The sequence below is a fragment of the Bradyrhizobium sp. 18BD genome, assembly GCF_054185225.1.
The window spans coordinates 1-17195 of record NZ_JAVAYL010000015.1 but is presented as its reverse complement, the minus strand read 5'-3'; the positions used below and the strand labels follow the sequence as shown (position 1 = coordinate 17195).

The following is a 17195-nucleotide window of genomic DNA, read 5'->3' as shown; positions in this document are numbered from 1 at the left end:
TCGAACCAGCCGCAGGCGGGGCTGGTAGCACCAAAGAAGGCAAGCGATCTATCACGATAGCACGATAAGCCGTGATCGCGCGGACGCGCTACTCCTTCACCGCGCCGGTCAGCGAGGACACGTAGTAATCCACGAACAGCGAGTAGAAGATCGCGACCGGCAGCGAGCCGAGCAGCGAGCCCGCCATCAGCGCGCCCCATTGGTAGACGTCGCCGGTAACGAGCTCGGTCAGGATCGCGACCGGCACGGTCTTGTTGGCGCCGCTCTGGATGAAGGCGAGCGCGTAGATGAACTCGTTCCAGGACAGCGTGAAGGAGAAGATGCCGGCCGAGATCAGGCCGGGCACCGCCAGCGGCAGCGTGATCCGGCGCAGGATCTGCAGCCGCGTTGCGCCGTCCACCAGCGCGCATTCCTCGAGCTCGTAGGGGATCGACTTGAAATAGCCGATCAGCAGCCAGGTGCAGAACGGCACCAGGAAGGTCGGGTAGACCAGGATCAGCGCCATCGGCGAGTCGAACAGGCCGAACTGCACCACCACGGTCGCGAGCGGGATGAACAGGATCGACGGCGGCACGAGATAGGCGAGGTAGATGCCGAGGCCCACATAAGGACTGCCGCGGAAGCGCAGGCGCTCGATCGCGTAGGCGGCAAGCGTGCTCGCGATCAGCGACAGCGTGGTCGAGCCGATCGCGACCAGCATCGTGGTCCACAGCCAGCGCGGATAGGCGGTGTTGAACAGCAGGTGCTTGATGTGTGCCAGCGTCGGCGAGGAGATCCAGAACGGATTGTGCTCCTTGTAGTTCATCAGCTCCGCGTTCGGCTTGAACGAGGTGATCGCCATCCAGTAGAACGGGAACAGCAGGATCAGCACGAAGCAGCCGAGCGGCAGATAGATCATCATCAGCCGCCGCAGCCCGGAATCCCAGGCCATGGTGTCGGGGGCCGCCTTTGCGTCGGCGACGGCAGCAGGTTGCGCGACGGTATCAGTCATTGCTTTCTCCCTGCTGCCATTTGCGGCGCGCCAGGCCGAAATAGGAAAACAGCGTCGCGAACACCAGGAACGGGATCATCGACACCGCGATCGCCGCACCTTCGCCGAGCTCGCCGCCGGCGATACCGCGCTGGAACGCGAGCGTTGCCAGCAGGTGCGTCGAGTTGCCGGGGCCGCCGCGGGTGATGGCGTAGACCAGCTGGAAGTCGGTGAAGGTGAAGATGATCGAGAACGTCATGACGATGGCGAGGATCGGCATCATCATCGGGAAGGTGATGTAGCGGAAGCGCTGCCAGGCGCTGGCGCCGTCGAGCATCGCGGCCTCGTAGAGCGAGGGCGAGATGGTCTGCAGGCCCGCCAGCAGCGAGATCGCAACGAAGGGAATGCCGCGCCAGATGTTAGCGGCGATCAGCGAGAACCGTGCCGGCCAGGGCGAGCCCAGGAAGTCGACATTGGTCGTGCGCCAATGCAGCACGTCCACCAGCAGATAGGAGATGATCGAGAACTGCGGATCGTAGATCCACCAGAACGCCAGCGCCGACAGCACCGTCGGCACGATCCAGGGCAACAGGATGATCGCGCGCAGCAGGCTCTTGAACGGAAAATGGTTGTTGAGCAGCAGCGCCAGCCAGAAGCCGAGCGCGAATTTCCCGAAGGTCGCGATGCCGGTGTAGACCACGCTGTAGAACACCGCGTTCCACCACAGCGAGTCCGTGAGCAGGTACTGGAAGTTCTCGAGGCCGACATAGTCACCCTTGCGGCCGATCGTGGTGTCGGTGAAGGCGAGCCAGACGCCGAGGCCGAGCGGATAGGTCAGGAACACCGCGAGCAGCCCGAGCGCGGGCGCGAGGCACATCGCGATCAGGAACGGCTTGTAGTCGAATAGCCGTACCAGCCAGTTCGGCTGCCGCTGGGCCAGGAGGGGAGAGGAGAGGGTGGTCACGGACATCAGGGCGTTGTCCTGTCTATAAGAGTCACCACTTCGTCATTGCGAGGAGCGAAGCGACGAAGCAATCCAGGCTGTTGCCGCAGGGACGGACTGGATTGCTTCGCTTCGCTCGCAATGACGATTGCCTTGTCTTCCGGCCGCTACTTCTGCCGCCGGAAGTACCGCTTGCAGCGCTGCTCGGCTTCCGCCGCCGCAGCCTCCGGCGTTGCTGCGCCGGTGGCAACGGACGCGCACATCTGGATCAGCACGTAGTCGGCGCTGACGGCGCCGGTCGCGGTCGAGATCGGTCCCGCATAGCCGTCGTAATAGGTGCTGTTCATAGTGTCCTTGAACAGCCTCACCTTCGGATCCTGCGACCACACCGCGGCCTCGGCATAGGCCGCCAGCGGCTGGGCCCAATAGCCGGAGTTGGCATTGAGCCACGGCTCGTACTGGTCCTTCTCCAGCATGTATTGCAGGAAGGCCTTTGCGGCGTTGGGGTACTGGCTGTGCTTGAACACCATGGCGTTCAGCGTCAGGCCCGCCATCGGCGAGACCTTGGCCAGGCCCTTCGGCAGCAATTGATGTTCGGTATCCTCGGCGATTGCCTTGGTCGCCGGATCGTTCTTCAGCGAGAAATACAGCGAGACGCCGTTGGCCGTGAGCGAAATTTCCTGCGAAGAGTAGGCGCGGTTGTTGCTGACGTCGTTCCACGACGTCGTGCCGGCGATGAAGGTCGGGTAGAGCTGCTTCACCCAGTTCAGCGCAGCGATCGTCTCCTTGCTGTTGATGGTGACATTACCTTCTTCGTCGAGCAGGGCCGCGTTGTGGGACCACAGCGCCCAGTTCGCAAAGCCGTTGCCGTCGCCCTTGGCGTTGCCGAGCGCGAAGCCCGCCGGCTTGCCGGCCTTGTGGAGCTTCTGGCAGAGGTCGACGATGCCGGCATGGTCTTCGGGTACCTTGTCGAAGCCGACCGATTGCAGGATCGATTTGCGGTAGACCAGGGGACCCGCGGTGGCGCCGAACGGCAGTCCGATCCAGGCATCGCTCTTGTTCTTCTTGCCGTAGCGCTGCGCCAGCGGCAGCCAGCCGCCATAGCGCTTGCCGACATAGTCGGCGACGTCGGTCAGCTCGATCAGCTTGTCGATATAGATGTGCGGTGCATCAGAGAAGCCGATGATGATGTCGGGGCCGGCGCCGGAATTGGCGGTCACCGCGGTCTGCTGGTTGATGTCCTCCCAGCCGACGAAGTCGACCTTGATCTCGACCCCGGTGTCCTTGGTGAATTTCGCCGCATTGGCGCGGAACACGTCCTCGTCGGCCTGGACGAAGCGCACCGGCCGCAGCATGCGGAGCGTTGCGCCTTTTTCGATGGGCAGTTTCGGAGCTGGGACGTCGGCGGCCTTGATTGCGGATTGAGCGTGCGCTGCAACACCAGTGGCAGCGATCGTTGCAGCGGACAGGCCCAGCGCCAAGGCATCACGACGTGTGATGTCGTTCCTCATCAGTTCCTCCCTATGATGTCTCCCTTCCCGGCGTTGGTCGCCGGTGAAGGGCCGTTTCAGTCTCTTGCCAGTCTTGCGGCGCGCGATTTGCGGCCTGCCGCCTTAGCTGTTCGGGCCGCGGTCCATGCTGACGGGTTGCCAGCGGCGGAGCGCGGTGTCTTGCAGCACCGACGGGTTGACGCAGCTTACCGGCCACATGCCCTGAAGCACCAGTGACAATTCGTAGCCCACGCGGCGCTTGCGCGCTTCGTCGAACCGTGCCGAGGCCGAGGCGACATGGGCGGTCAGGGTCACGTTCTCCATGCCGAGGATGGGATTGTTGTGGGAGGGCGGTTCCTTCTCCAGCACGTCGAGGGCGGCGTGCGCGATCCAGCCCTCCTGCAGCGCCTTGATCAGGCTTTCCTCGTCCACCGTGGCGCCGCGGCCGGTGTTGATGAACACCGAGCCCTTCTTCATCTGCCGAAAGTGCTTCTCGGTCAGCATGTGATGCACCTCGGGCCTTGCAGGGGCGTGCATCGAGACGAAATCGGACTGCGACAGCACCTCGTTCAGCGTCGCCGGGATGACGCCGTGGTCGTACATCAGCGTTTCCTGGATGAAGGGATCGTAGGCCATCATGCGCAGGCCGAACGGCGCGGCGCGCTTGGCAACCGCACGCGCGACGCGGCCGAACGAGATGAAGCCGAGCGTCTGGCCCATCAGCCGCGGGATCTTGAGCAGCGCCGGCCGGCCTTCGGCCCAGCGGCCGTCGCGCACCATGCGGTCCTGCTCGACCAGGCGGCGGAAGCCGGCGAGCAGCAGCATCATGGCGTGGTCGGCGACCTCCTCGATGAAGGTGTCGGGAATGTTGGTCACCGGGATTCCACGGGCCGTAGCGGCCTTCACGTCGACGCTGTCCACGCCGACCGAGCCGAGCGTGATGACCTTGCAGCTCTCCAGCGCGTCGATGATGTTTTTGGTGATCGGGATGCCCTTGGCGTAGATGGCATCGGCATTCTTTGCGGCGGCGATGAACTCCGCCTCGTTGGCCGGTGCCTCGACGATCTCGGCATCGATCGGATCGAGCGCCTCGCGCTCGTAGGAATAATCGCTGCCAGCGACCGTGAAGCTCGCGCCCTTCGGCGTCACCACCCTGTATTTCGGCATTTCCTGCTCCCGATTTGGTTTGTCGGTTCTTGTTGCGGGCCCGGCCTTCCTGGCGGGCCTTTGCGTCTTTTACGCGAAATCGCCGTGCGCGCGTACAATTCCCGGTTGTCGGCTCCAAGATAAATTGCCGGATTTGGCGCCATCGTCCGGGCTTCTACGGAGGCACGTAAGTAACTTGCTAAGGTGTCACACACTAAAAGTTGATTCAATTTCGATCGATTCACTCGCGTGCCCGTATTCCATTTTTGCCGGAGCTATCCCGTGAAGTTGAGCAATCTGAAAATCGCGCCCAAGCTTGGCATCCTTGTCGGCGTCACCTTGTTCGGCCTGTGCATTTCCGGCGTTCTCGCCGGTTACCTGATGAAGCGCGAGATGGTGAATGCACGCATCGACCAGACCAAGTCGATCGTCGACCTCGGCCGCAACTACGCGGCCGCGCTGAAGAAGCGCGTCGATGCCGGCGAGATGACGAAGGACGCGGCGATGGCCGAGCTTCGCCGCTACGGCAACGCGATGACCTACGACAACGGCTCGGGCTATCTGTTCGGCACCTCCTATGACGGCATCACCCAGCTCGCGCCCGATCCGAAGCAGATCGGCAGCAACCGCATGGACGTCGTGACCAACGGCCGCAAGCTGTCCGTCGAGCTGATGGAGGGCGTCAAGGCCAATGGCTCTATCCTGCTCTATTATGAGTATGTGAAGCCCGGCCAGGATAAGCCGATCCGCAAGATCGGTTACGCCGTGGCCGTTCCCGGCTTCGACATGTATCTCGGCACCGGCGCCTATCTCGAGGACATCGACGAGAAGATGGGCCCGGTCTACTGGCTGCTCGGCCTTGCCATGCTCGGCATCGTCATCGTCGCCGGCAGCGTCGCCTGGATGATCGGCCGCAGCATCAGCCGTCCGCTGGCCCTGCTCGGGACCCGCATGAAGGATCTCGCCGACGGCAAGCTCGAGGGTGAGATTCCCGGCGTCGGCCGCGGCGACGAGGTCGGTGCGATGGCTGCGACCGTCCAGATCTTCAAGGACAACGCGGTCCGCATTCGCGATCTCGAAAAGACCGAGGCGGCTGCGAAGGAGCGCGCCGCGGCGGAACGCCGCAGCGCGATGGAAGACATCGCCAACGACTTCGAACGCAGCGTCAACGGCATCGTGCGCTCGGTCTCCTCGGCCGCGGCCGGCATGCAGTCCACGGCGCAGTCGATGACCGCGACCGCGAGCGACGCCTCGTCGCGTGCGGCTACCGTCGGTGCGGCCTCGTCGAAGGCTTCCGGCAATGTCGGCACGGTCGCCGCAGCCGCCGAAGAGCTATCGAGCTCGGTTGCGGAAATTTCCCGCCAGGTGACGCGCTCGACCGAAGTTGCGAGCCGCGCCGTCAGCGACGCCGAGCGTACCAACGCCACGGTGCAGGAGCTCTCGACCGGCGCCGAAAAGATCGGCGAGGTGGTCAAGCTCATTCATTCGATCGCGGCGCAGACCAATCTGCTCGCGCTCAACGCCACCATCGAGGCGGCGCGCGCCGGTGATTCCGGCCGCGGCTTCGCCGTCGTCGCCTCCGAAGTCAAGGCGCTGGCCAACCAGACCGCCAAGGCCACCGAGGAAATCTCCGCCCAGGTCGCGGCGATGCAGACCTCGACCAGCGATGCGGTCGCGGCGATCGGCGGCATCACCCAGACCATCGCCGAGATGAGCGAGATCACCGCGGGCATTTCCGCCTCGATCGAGCAGCAGGGCGAGGCGACGCGCGAGATCGCCCGCAACATCCAGTCGGTCGCGGCCGGCTCGAGCGAGATCAACGCCAATATCGGCAGCGTCACCTCAGCCGCGGAAGCGACCGGCAGTGCGGCCAGCGATGTGCTGACCAATGCCCGCGAGCTGGACAGCCAGTCCGGCGCGCTGCGCAGCGCGGTCGACGGCTTCCTCGCCAAGGTCCGCGCGGCCTAAGTTCTCGCGTTAAGCGTCGTTATCAACTCCGACGTCATGCCCGGGCTTGTCCCGGGCATCCACGTTCTTGGACACCCCATGCGCGGATACGCGTGGATGGCCGGGACAAGCCCGGCCATGACTGGGAGAGTTCGTTTACTGCTTCTCGATCCCCGCGTCCTTGATCAGCCGCTCCCACAGCACGAGCTGCTCGTTGACGAATTTGCCGAGCTCTTCCGGCGTGCCGGAGAAGGCGTCCATACCGAGCGTGGCGAGCTGGGCCTTGATCTCCGGCTTCTCGACGATCTTGCGGATCTCGGCGTTGAGCCGCGTCACGATCTCCTTCGGCATGCCGGCCGGGCCGAAATAGCCCTGCCAGGACGAGATGTCGAAATCCGGCACGCCGGCTTCCTGCATCGAGGGCAGGTTCGGCACCAGCGGCGTGCGGTCCTTGGTGGTGACGGCGAGCGCGCGCAGCGCGTTGCCCTGGACATGCGGCAGGCCGGTCAGGATGTCCACGAACATCATCGAGACGCGGCCGCCCATGACGTCGTTGAGCGCCGGCGGCGAGCTCTTGTAGGGCACGTGCAAGAGGTCGAGCCCGGCATTGTGCGCAAAGGTCGCACCCGACACGATCGCCGAGGACGAGCCCGAGGCGTAGCTCAGCTTGCCCGGATTGGCTTTGCCGTAGGCGACGAGTTCCGCGACGGATTTCGCCGGCACTTCGGGGTGAATCACCAGCATGAAGGGCAGGTCGCCAGTCCGCGCGATCGGGGTGAAATCCTTGACCGGATCGTAAGTCAGGCTCTTGAGCAGAAAGGGATTGGCCGAATGCGTGGTGTTGGTTGTCACCAGCAGCGTGTAGCCGTCGGGGGCGGCGCGCGCGACATAGGTCGCCGCGATCATGCCGTTGGCGCCGGCCTTGTTCTCGATCACGATGCCGACGCCGAGCGCCTGCGACAAATGCTGCGAGATCAGCCGCGTCGTGGTGTCGGTGCCGCTGCCGGCCGCGAACGGCAGTACCAGCGTGATATTGCGGCTCGGCCAGGTGTCGGCCTGCGCGGTGGAGGCGGCGGCGAGGCACAGCGCGGCGGTGCCGATCGTGCGCAGGTTTCGAATCAGCGCTGAAAGCATGTGTGGTCGTTCCCTCTTTTTCGTTGGCGGGGAACCTAGCTTGCCCACATCAAAATCGGAAGACGGCAGGCGGCCGCAGTGCGTCCGCCGCGCGGAATTACTTCACCGCGGAGCCCTGGCGCGAGGCGATGACGACGCCGGCGAGCACCAGCGCGTAGCCGACCAGATGAAACGGCTGGAGCTTTTCGCCGAGCAGCAGGATCGCCATCGCCGAGCCGAACACCGGCACCAGATGGAAGAACGGTGCGGCGCGGTTCGGGCCGATCAGCGCCACGCCGCGGTTGAAGAACAGATAGGCGAGCGTCGAGGGGAAGATCAGGATGTAGCCGAGCGTCAGCAGCGTCACGGTGTCGAATTGCATGACATTGCCGCTCCAGGCCTCCCAGACCGCGGTCGGCAGCAGCATCATGGCGCCACAGCAGGTGGTGAAGGACAGGAAGGAGAGCTGGTGCACCTTCGGCCGGCGCGGAATGAAGGCGGAGTAGATCCCGAACGCAATCAGCGAGGAGGCGAACATGAGGTCGCCCCTATTGAACGAGATGCTTGCCAGCGCCGCGAGATCGCCGCGCAGGATGATGATGAGCACGCCGAGCAGCGAGATTGCGATGCCGGCGAGCTGGCCACCTGTCAATCTGACGCCGAACAGCACCAGCGACCACAGCGCCACGAACAGCGGTCCGGCCGACTGGATCAGCAGCGCGTTCAGCGCCTCAGTGTATTGTAGCGCCCAGTAGGAGATCGCGTTGTTGAAGGCGAAGCCGACCAGCGACAGGAACAGCATCAGCGGCAGGCTCCTGCGCAAGGCCGGCCAGTCGCGCTTGAGATGCGGCCAGGAGAACGGCAGCAGGATCAGGAACACGCCGAACCAGCGGATCGTGGTCACCGTCAGCGGCGGCACATGCGCGCCGACATGGCGCGCGAGCACGATGTTGCCGGCCCAGAACAGTGAGCTGAGGCTGAGCAGCAGATAAGGCTGGTTGTTGAGCCAACTGGCCGGATTCGAGGCCGGTGGCGCGGGCGAAGCGATCGTCATTGGCGTCGAATACGACCTTGCGCCCGATTACCGTCGTGACACAAGTCACGCCTCCGCAATGCTACAATGCAGGCATGACCTGAGGAGGTGCCATTGGCGGTCAATATGTTGAACATCGAAGGCCTGGAGCGGCTCGACCGGCACACGCCCGTGGTGATGCTGAACCTGATGCGCTTCCACGATCGCTCGCGCGACGGCGATGGCTCGGGCTGGGACGCCTATCTTCGCTACAGCGCCATCACCGTGCCGATGATCAAGGCGCGCGGCGGCACGCTGCTCTGGACCGGCGAGGCCAAGGCGGTCGCGCTCGGCCCGCACGACGGCAAGGAATGGGATTTCGTCGCGCTGGTCCATTACCCGTCAGTCGCGGCTTTTCTCGACATGATGACGTCGCAGTCCTACGAGCAAGAAGCCGACCCGCATCGCCGCAACGCCTGTGCCGAACATGTGATCATCGCGACCGCGCAGGCCTACAGCAAGTTCGGCGGCGCCTGACACCTGTCGGCCCTGCGAGCCGGGGCACGTGTTTGGACCGGATTTTGCAACCTTTCCTGTGCGGCCGGGGCGCAGATGTGCGCCAAATGTGAACTAATCGGTTGCGTGGGGGTGCCAAAGATGGTGCCCTTGGGTGCGCGCGTGTCGGCCATCGCAGGCTGGGATGAGGCGTTTGGTGCTGTTTTCTCTGCGTCGACCATGGCTTCGTTAGGGGATCAGATGCTCTGTGAGAGCTGCGGCGGCGACAACCCGGCGGCGAATCGCTTCTGTCACGGCTGCGGCTCGGCTCTGCCGATGGTCTGTCCTTCCTGTCATCATCTCAGTCCGCCCGGCTCCGGGTTTTGCGGGGCCTGCGGCACGGCGCTGAATTCCGCGCGCAGGCCGGTCCCGGCGGTGCATTCCGCAAGGCCGGTCCGGGGCGAGCTGAAGCAGGTGACGGTGCTGTTCGCCGATCTCGTCAGCTCGACCGAGATCGTTGCCGGCCTCACCGCCGAAGATGCCATGCAGCGTCTCAAGCCCGCGCTCGATGCGATGTGCGATGCCGTGGAGCGGTTCGAAGGCACGGTGGTGCGAACGCTCGGCGACGGCATCCTGGCCTTCTTCGGCGCACCGCGCGCGCAGGAGGGCCACGCCCTGCTGGCGTGCGAGGCGGCGCTGGCGATCCGGGATGCGTTTCGCGCGCGCGACGACGCCATGTCGGTGCGCATCGGCCTGCATTCCGGCGAGATCGTCGCGGATGTCCCGCTGGTCGAGACCGTCACCGAGCACGGCGCCTATGGCCTCGCCATTCATCTCGCCAGCCGACTGCCGGCCAAGGCGGAGCCGGGCGAGATCTGCCTGACCGACGAGACCTACCGTCTGGTGCGCGCCTTTTGCGATGTCGGCCCGCTTGGCCGTCATCGCCTGCGCGGCGTGCCGGAGCCGATCGAGCTTTATCTGCTGAAGAACCTCAAGCCGGCGGTTGCCAGTCAGCAATTCCGCGGCGTCACTCTGGCAACCTTCCGTGGGCGCGAGCGCGAGATGACGCTGCTGCAACGGACGCTGGCTGCGGTGGAGACCGGAGGCTCGCGTGTCACCGGCATCGTCGGGCCGCCCGGGACCGGCAAGAGCCGGCTGTGCTACGAGTTCGCGGAGTGGTGTCGCGTGCGTCTCATCCCGGTGTTCGAGGCGCGCGCGCAACCCTATGGCGCGGCGACGCCGTTGCAGCCGGTGCTGGAGTTCCTGCGCTCGACCTATTTCAACGTCTCGCCGGATGACGAGCCTGACCTCGCGGTGAAGCAGATCGCCACGCGCCTCGCCGAGCTCGGCTCGACCTTCGAGGCGGATCTCTGGCTGGTCTGCGATTTCCTCGGCATCAGGCACGGCCAGGGTCCGCCGTCCTGGCTCGGTCCGCGCGCGCGCAACGTCCGTCTGCTCGACATCATGCGGCACATGATTCGCCAGCGTGGCGCGTCGGCGTCGGTGATCATCATCGAGGATCTGCATTGGCTCGATCAGGCGAGCGAGGAGTTCGTCGCAACGCTCGTCGACGCGGTGATCTCAACCAAGACCGTCCTGATCGTGAATTTTCGTCCGGCCTATTTCGCCCCCTGGATGCGCGGGCCGCAGTACCAGCAGATCGAGCTCGCCGAGCTCTCGCCGGCGGATACCGACGATCTGGTCGACGAGCTGCTCGGGCCGAAGGGCGAGCTTGCCGACGTGCGGCGTCGCGTCGCCGAGCGCAGTGGCGGCAATCCGTTCTTCGCCGAAGAGCTGATCCGCTCCCTGGTCGAGCACCTGGCCCTCGTCGGCGAGCAGGGCGGCTATCGCCGCGGCATCTCGGGCTCGTCCGACGTGTTGCCGCCGACCGTGCAGGCCGTGATCGGCGCGCGGATCGATCGGCTGGCGCCCGGCGATCGCGACCTGCTGCACACCGCTGCGATCATCGGCAAGGAGTTTCAGCTCACGGTCCTGCACAGCGTTGCCGGCCTTCCAGCGGCCGAGCTCGACGCGACGCTGGTCCGGCTCTGCGCCAGCGAGATGCTGCAGGCCCGCAGCGGCAAGGACGGTCAGGGCTACAGCTTCCGTCATCCCCTGATCCAGGAGATCGCCTATTCGACCCAGCTGCGCGCGCGGCGCAGCCTCCTGCATGCGCGCGTTGCGCGGGCGATCGAGCAATTCTATCCGGAGCGCTTGGAGGAGTTCGCAGCGCTGCTGTCGCACCATTTCGAGCAGGCCGGCGAGGTTGATTCCGCCGCCGAATATGCCGCGCGCGCCGCCCGTTGGATCGGCTCGACCAATCCGGCCGAGGCGATCCGGCACTGGCACAAGGTGCGGGCGCTCAAGGCGGGACAGCAACGCAGCGCCGGCGGCGATGCGCTCAGGATCGCGGCCAGCAGCCAGATCGCCTGGCTCGGCTGGCGCGAGGGCATGACGTCGGAGGAGGCGAAGCCCTTCATCCAGGAAGCGCTGGAATGGGCGCAGGAGACCGATGACTCCGTGATCCCGCTGCTGCTGTTCGTCGAGGGACGGATCGCGGGTGCGAGCGGCGGGCAGGCCGATGCCTATGTCGACATCGTCAAGGAGGCGCTGGCGCTGACGGAATCGCGCCGGCTCAACAGCCGCGCTGCGACGCTCAATGCCTCGCTCAGCCAGGCCTATGGCTGGGCGGGCCTCTTGCGCGAGGCGCTCGCCGCCAGCGATGCGGCGGTCGCGGGCGTGCCCGGGATTACCGACTTCGAGCAGCAGTTCCTCGGCTACAATGTCGAGCACTGGATCCTGAGCCTTCGCGGCCGGATCCTGGTTCGGCTCGGGCGTTTCGACGAGGCGCAGCAGTGCTTCCACCGCATCCTCGCAATCGATCCGACGCTGATCGATCCGACCGTGCAGTTCATCGCCAATCTCGGTCATGTCGACCTCGCCTGGTGTCTCGGTGATGCCACGATGGCCTTGACCCACGCCCAGCGCGTGATCGAGCTCGCGACGCGCCAGGCCAGCCCCTATCTGCGCGCCTACTCGCTGTTCTGCATCGGCACGGCGCAGGGCATTGCCTGCAACTACCAGGCCGCGATCCCGTCGCTGATGGAAGGCGTCGAATTCGTGCGCGGTGCGCGCGTCGCCATGGAGATCGAGCCGGAGATGCTGGCGAGCATCGCCGACTACCATCTCCGTTCGGGCGCCCATGCCGCAGCGATCGACAAGGCGCGCGAAGCCATCGCGGTCGCCCACGAGCGCCACGCCCGCTTGCCGGAATGCCGGGCGACGATCACGCTCGCCGCGGCGCATGCGGCGGTAAGCAACGATCTGCATGGATACGAGGAGGTGGCTCGCCTGGTCGACCGCGCCGAGGTCCTGATCGCGCAGACCGGAGCGGGCATCTATCGGCGCCTGCTGGAGGAAGCACGGCGGCGGCTGTCGGTCGGTGCGTGAGAGCTAGAGCATGATCCGGAAAAGTGTGAGGCGGTTTTCCGCAAAGATCATGCTCAAACAATAACCTAAAGCGCGATGACGCTTCATCCTGATCTCATCGCGCTTTAGATCTTCCGCACGATGAGCGTGAACTCCATCAATCCATAACCGTCACGCACCTCGGTGATGGCGTTGAACCGGGTGGCGCAATAGCGGGCCCAGGATGCGGCGTCGGTGGTGTAGAGGCCCCGGCGGGCCGTCGTCTCCGACGGCCGCTTCATGAAATTGACGGCAAAGCCGCGCCGTGTGGTGCGATGGAGGTCGTCGAGGTTCGCCGCGATGAAGCGCTCCCAGTCCTGGTGCGGCTGGTCCTGCGCGACATTGAATATGCCGCTGGCGATCGCGTAGTCGGCGATCCGGGGACTGGCATGGCCAAGGGCGAAGGCCGTGTTGTCGCGGTCCCGCCACAGCTTCCGCGCCCGCCGGACCATCGCGGCCGAGACGTCGATGCCGAGATAGTTGACGGCGCGGTCGCCATGCCGGCGGTCGAGATAGGCGATCAGCGCGCCATAGCCGCAGCCGACATCGTTCAGCGAGAAGGGCGACGAGAAATCGCACAATTTCAGGAGCTGGACGAAGCGCATCTCCTGCGTGGCCTGGCAGGTCCAGTCCACGCCGGCCGGCGTCGTGCCGAAGCGTGCGATCTTGGCCGAATAATAGGCTGCGATACCGGAATAGATTCCGGCCAGCCCTCCGTCGCCCGGCGGAGCAAGCTCCCTTGCGGCGACGGCGGCGCGCATCGATCCGCCTATTTCTTCTTTTTCTTGCCCTTACCCTTGAGTGCGGGCGGGACGTGGGGCGCCATCGGCAGCGAGATCGTGAGGTAGGTGCGATCGATGTAGAAGATCGGCTTGTCCTCGCTGACGATGACCCGCAGGCCGTCGGGGCCGCGGGAGTCATGCGCCTTCATGAAGCAGGGCAGCGGCGACTTGCCCGCAAAATTCTTGATCAGGGCATTCACGACGCGCTGGTCGCCGGTCTCTCCGGCCTGATCCGACGGCACCTTGGCCAGCCACTTCAGCAGGCTGAACCACCGGTTCTTGGCGCGATTGTTGTGCAGGCCCCCGAGGCCAAGCAGTTTGGCGCTTTCGGCGAACGTCCGCCCTTTCCGGAAGATCTTGAATTCTTCCTGGAGGGCCTTGATCTCCGACGTGCCCCCGGCCGTGAGCTCGAGATCTCTTTGCTCCGGACCGAACCTCAAATTGAATAGATCAAACAACGGGCCGATATAGATATCGTCCTCGGCCATCAACGCGCCCATGCGTCTCTCCCTGACAATCAAGGTTGGGGAATTGGATCGGTAGCAATGCGCGTATTGAACCTTGATCGCGGACAAATTGCAAGGAACCCGAGCGTCCACCTGCGGCGGATTGCAACGCCGCGGTGGATGAGATGGCGCTTTATGCTTTTCAGCTCGCCTGCTTCCTTGACGCCGCGAACACGCCGGACAGCACCAGTGCGAAGCCGATGAAATGGAAGGCTTGCGGGTGTTCGCCCAGGAAAACCATCGCCATGATCGAGCCGAATACCGGCACGACGTGGAAGAACGGCGCGGCGCGGTTGGCGCCGATCAGGCGCACGCCGCGATTGAAGCAGAGATAGGCGAGCGTGGACGGAAACACGGCGACATAGAACAGGGTGAGCAGGTTCGGCGCGTCGAGCTTCATGACGGGGCGCGCCGACAATTCCCAGATTTCCAGCGGGATCAGGCAGGCGGCGCCGGCGCCGAAGGTGAAGGCGAGGAACGACAGGCCGTGGATCGGCGGCCGCTTCAGGCTCAGCACCGAATAGAGCGCGAAGATCAACAGCGCGACGATGAAGATGAGGTCGCCCTTGTTGAACTCGATGTTGGACAGGGTGGTGAAGTCGCCATGCAGCAGGATGGTCAGCACGCCACACATCGACAGCAGCACGCCGAAGGCCTGCGCCGCGGTGAGACGGATGCCGAGGATCACCAGCGACCACAGCGCCACCAACAGCGGCGCGGCCGACTGCAGCAGCAGCGTGTTGAGCGCCTGGGTATGCTCCAGCGCCCAATATTGCAGCGTGTTGAAGGCGCCGATGCCGGTGATCGAGAGCGTGATCATCAGGCCGAGCTTGCTACGGATCGCGGGCCAGTCCTGCACCAGATGTTTCCAGGCGAACGGCAGCACCAGCAGGAAGGCAAAGGTCCAGCGCAGGAACGACAGCGTGACCGGCGGGATATGGCCGGCGGCGAGCCGCCCGACGATGGCGTTGCCGGCCCAGCACAGCGCGGTGATGCTGAGCAGCAGATAAGGCTGGTTGGCGATCCAGTTGTGACCGGATGTGTCGGTGGCGGTGGTCTGGCCGGTGGCGGACATTGCGATTGTTATGGCCCCGCGTATACGCCAAGGCCCCGGCCCGGAGCTGTCCGGGCCGGCTCATAGCCCGGCGTAGCCCAAAGACACGGAAATCGCGGTTGCATCAACGGGGGGCGGACGCATCGCGACCATGCAGTGGCCGAGATGGGCCTCACGCTTTGGTCGAAGCCTGCCGAACGGCCCTGGAAGGTTTCTGGATTTTCCGGGGATATCAAAGGGTTAAATAGTCTCCATGACCTCGAAAAAGCCCCGTTCTTGCTTGCCTAGAGGGGCTGCTTCCTTTATCCGGTTGGCTGCCTTGCATGCGAGCGGCCCTGGGCCGCGGATTGGGCTGGGCGCAGGCATGATCCCGGAAAAGTGGGCACCGGTTTTCCGCGAGGATCATGTCTCTTAGAGACAGATTGAATAGGGATTACCCGCGAATGGCCAACGTTGTCGTCGTCGGCGCCCAGTGGGGCGACGAAGGGAAGGGCAAGATCGTCGACTGGTTGTCGGAGCAGGCGGACATCGTCGTCCGCTTCCAGGGCGGCCATAACGCCGGCCACACGCTGGTGATCAACGGCGCGACCTACAAGCTGGCGCTGCTGCCCTCCGGCGTGCTGCGCGACCAGAAGCTGTCGGTGATCGGCAATGGCGTCGTGTTCGATCCCGCCGCCTTCCTCGACGAGGTCACCAAGCTGCGCTCGCAGGGCGTCGCGGTCTCGCCGGAGAATCTGCGCGTCGCCGAGAACGTCACCCTGATCCTGCCCCTGCACCGCGAGCTCGACGCCCTGCGTGAGTCCTCCAATGCGGCGACCGCGATCGGCACCACCCGCCGCGGCATCGGACCCGCGTATGAGGACAAGGTCGGCCGCCGCGCCATCCGCCTGATGGACCTCGCCGACCTCGACACCCTGCCGCACAAGATCGACCGGATGCTGGCGCACCACAACGCCTTGCGCCGCGGTCTCAATCTGCCGGAGTTCGACGGCAAGGAGATCCTGAAGGAACTGAGCGCGCTGGCGCCGCAACTGCTGCCTTACGCCGAGACGGTGTGGCGGCTGCTCGACATCGAGCGGCGCGCCGGCAAGCGCATGCTGTTCGAGGGCGCACAGGGCGCGCTGCTCGACGTCGATCACGGCACCTATCCCTACGTCACCTCGTCCAACACGGTGGCGGCGCAGGCCGCGACCGGCGCCGGCCTCGGACCGGGTGCGGTCGGCTACGTGCTCGGCCTGTGCAAGGCCTACACGACCCGCGTCGGCCAAGGCCCGTTCCCGACCGAGCAGGACAACGAGATCGGCCGCAAGATCGGCGAGCGCGGCCGCGAGTTCGGCACCAACACCGGCCGCCCGCGCCGCTGCGGCTGGTTCGACGCCGTGCTGGTCCGCCAAGCGGTCCGCACCTGCGGCATCAACGGCCTCGCGCTGACCAAGCTCGACATTCTCGACGGCTTCGACACGATCGAGGTCTGCACCGGCTACAAGCTGGACGGCAAGGAGATCGACCATTTCCCGGCCGGCGAGGGCGCCCAGGCCCGGGTCGAGCCGATCTACGAGACCATCGAGGGTTGGAAGGAGCCAACCGCCAATGCCCGGTCGTGGGCGCAACTTCCGGCCCAGGCCATCAAATATGTCCGCCGGATCGAGGAATTGGTGGGGTGCCCGGTGGCCCTGCTTTCCACCAGCCCCGAACGCGAAGATACTATCCTCGTTCAAAATCCGTTTGAGGCTTAACGCTCTCTTACCGGGACGCGCGTATAGTTGAGTAGAAATGGCTGATTACTATCCGCTGATCGCCCGCGCTATTGCCGCCCTGGACCCCAATGCTCCCGGCGAAAGCCGTCGCGCGCTCTATGAGCGGGCGCGCACGGCCCTGATCGCGCAGCTCCGCAGCGTTCAGCCGCCGCTCTCCGAATCCGAGATCACCCGCGAACGGCTGTCGCTTGAAGAGGCCGTCCGCAAGGTTGAATCGGAGGCCGCCCAGCGCGCCCGCGAAGCCTCCCGCCCCGGTGGTGGTGGCGGCAGTGGGCGCGGTGGCAGCGGCGATGCGTTCCGCAGGGCCAGCACCCGTGCTGCCGAGGGCAGCCCGGCTGCGGCTGCTCCGGCCGGTCCGCCGCGCACCCGTCCGGCGCCGACGCCACCGCGCGCCGACCGCCCATCCTTCAATGTCGATGACCAGGGTGGCGATGCCCAGCGTCCGCCGCGCGCGCCGCGTTTTGATGCGCCGCGCCAGCCGGGTCCGGCCGAGCCGCCGCCGCCGATGCCGG

At 65.3% G+C, this 17195-nt stretch carries 13 protein-coding genes and 1 pseudogene; 5 read left to right on the top strand and 9 right to left on the bottom strand.

Annotated features, from left to right (window positions below):
* Positions 1-88 precede the first annotated feature (88 nt).
* The 4 genes from RAD16_RS25340 to RAD16_RS25325 form a co-directional block, all read right to left on the bottom strand.
* Positions 89-991: a carbohydrate ABC transporter permease gene (locus tag RAD16_RS25340; RefSeq protein WP_458160569.1), complete on the bottom strand. Its 903-nt coding sequence runs from the start codon at positions 989-991 to the stop codon at positions 89-91.
* On the bottom strand, positions 984-1940 hold the full coding sequence (locus tag RAD16_RS25335; RefSeq protein ID WP_458160568.1) for a carbohydrate ABC transporter permease: 957 nt from the start codon (positions 1938-1940) through the stop codon (positions 984-986). The genes RAD16_RS25340 and RAD16_RS25335 overlap by 8 nt, the downstream gene beginning before the upstream one ends.
* Positions 1941-2080: 140 nt before the next feature.
* Positions 2081-3424: an ABC transporter substrate-binding protein gene (locus RAD16_RS25330; protein WP_458160566.1), complete on the bottom strand. Its 1344-nt coding sequence runs from the start codon at positions 3422-3424 to the stop codon at positions 2081-2083.
* A gap of 102 nt (positions 3425-3526) precedes the next feature.
* Entirely contained in the window at positions 3527-4570 is a 1044-nt protein-coding gene (locus RAD16_RS25325) for a C-terminal binding protein (RefSeq protein WP_458160565.1), read from the bottom strand.
* A 261-nt stretch (positions 4571-4831) separates the two neighbouring features.
* Between RAD16_RS25325 and RAD16_RS25320 the strand changes: the two genes are divergently transcribed.
* Positions 4832-6517: a methyl-accepting chemotaxis protein gene (locus RAD16_RS25320; protein WP_458160564.1), complete on the top strand. Its 1686-nt coding sequence runs from the start codon at positions 4832-4834 to the stop codon at positions 6515-6517.
* A 135-nt stretch (positions 6518-6652) separates the two neighbouring features.
* On the opposite strand, the gene RAD16_RS25315 is transcribed toward RAD16_RS25320, so the two are convergent.
* Positions 6653-7630, bottom strand: a complete 978-nt coding sequence (locus tag RAD16_RS25315) for a Bug family tripartite tricarboxylate transporter substrate binding protein (RefSeq protein ID WP_458160563.1) — start codon at positions 7628-7630, stop codon at positions 6653-6655.
* Between the two features lie 97 nt (positions 7631-7727).
* Positions 7728-8663, bottom strand: a complete 936-nt coding sequence (locus RAD16_RS25310; protein ID WP_458160562.1) for a DMT family transporter — start codon at positions 8661-8663, stop codon at positions 7728-7730.
* Between the two features lie 105 nt (positions 8664-8768).
* Between RAD16_RS25310 and RAD16_RS25305 the strand changes: the two genes are divergently transcribed.
* The gene (locus tag RAD16_RS25305; RefSeq protein WP_458160744.1) at positions 8769-9158 is read left to right on the top strand and encodes a DUF1330 domain-containing protein; all 390 of its coding nucleotides are present in this window, start codon (positions 8769-8771) and stop codon (positions 9156-9158) included.
* A gap of 198 nt (positions 9159-9356) precedes the next feature.
* Positions 9357-12566, top strand: coding sequence for an adenylate/guanylate cyclase domain-containing protein (locus tag RAD16_RS25300; RefSeq protein WP_458160743.1), 3210 nt, complete (start codon positions 9357-9359; stop codon positions 12564-12566).
* Positions 12567-12670: 104 nt separating this feature from the next.
* On the opposite strand, the gene RAD16_RS25295 is transcribed toward RAD16_RS25300, so the two are convergent.
* The 3 genes from RAD16_RS25295 to RAD16_RS25285 form a co-directional block, all read right to left on the bottom strand.
* The gene (locus RAD16_RS25295) at positions 12671-13345 is read right to left on the bottom strand and encodes a class I SAM-dependent methyltransferase (protein ID WP_458160561.1); all 675 of its coding nucleotides are present in this window, start codon (positions 13343-13345) and stop codon (positions 12671-12673) included.
* Positions 13346-13353: 8 nt separating this feature from the next.
* Positions 13354-13866: a hypothetical protein gene (locus RAD16_RS25290; protein ID WP_458160560.1), complete on the bottom strand. Its 513-nt coding sequence runs from the start codon at positions 13864-13866 to the stop codon at positions 13354-13356.
* Between the two features lie 148 nt (positions 13867-14014).
* Positions 14015-14947: a DMT family transporter gene (locus RAD16_RS25285; RefSeq protein ID WP_458160559.1), complete on the bottom strand. Its 933-nt coding sequence runs from the start codon at positions 14945-14947 to the stop codon at positions 14015-14017.
* Between the two features lie 422 nt (positions 14948-15369).
* On the opposite strand from RAD16_RS25285, the gene RAD16_RS25280 reads away from it, so the two are divergent.
* Positions 15370-16662: an adenylosuccinate synthase gene (locus tag RAD16_RS25280; RefSeq protein ID WP_458160558.1), complete on the top strand. Its 1293-nt coding sequence runs from the start codon at positions 15370-15372 to the stop codon at positions 16660-16662.
* 37 nt (positions 16663-16699) lie between these two features.
* A pseudogene (locus tag RAD16_RS25275) lies at positions 16700-17195 on the top strand (hypothetical protein); the annotation flags it as partial.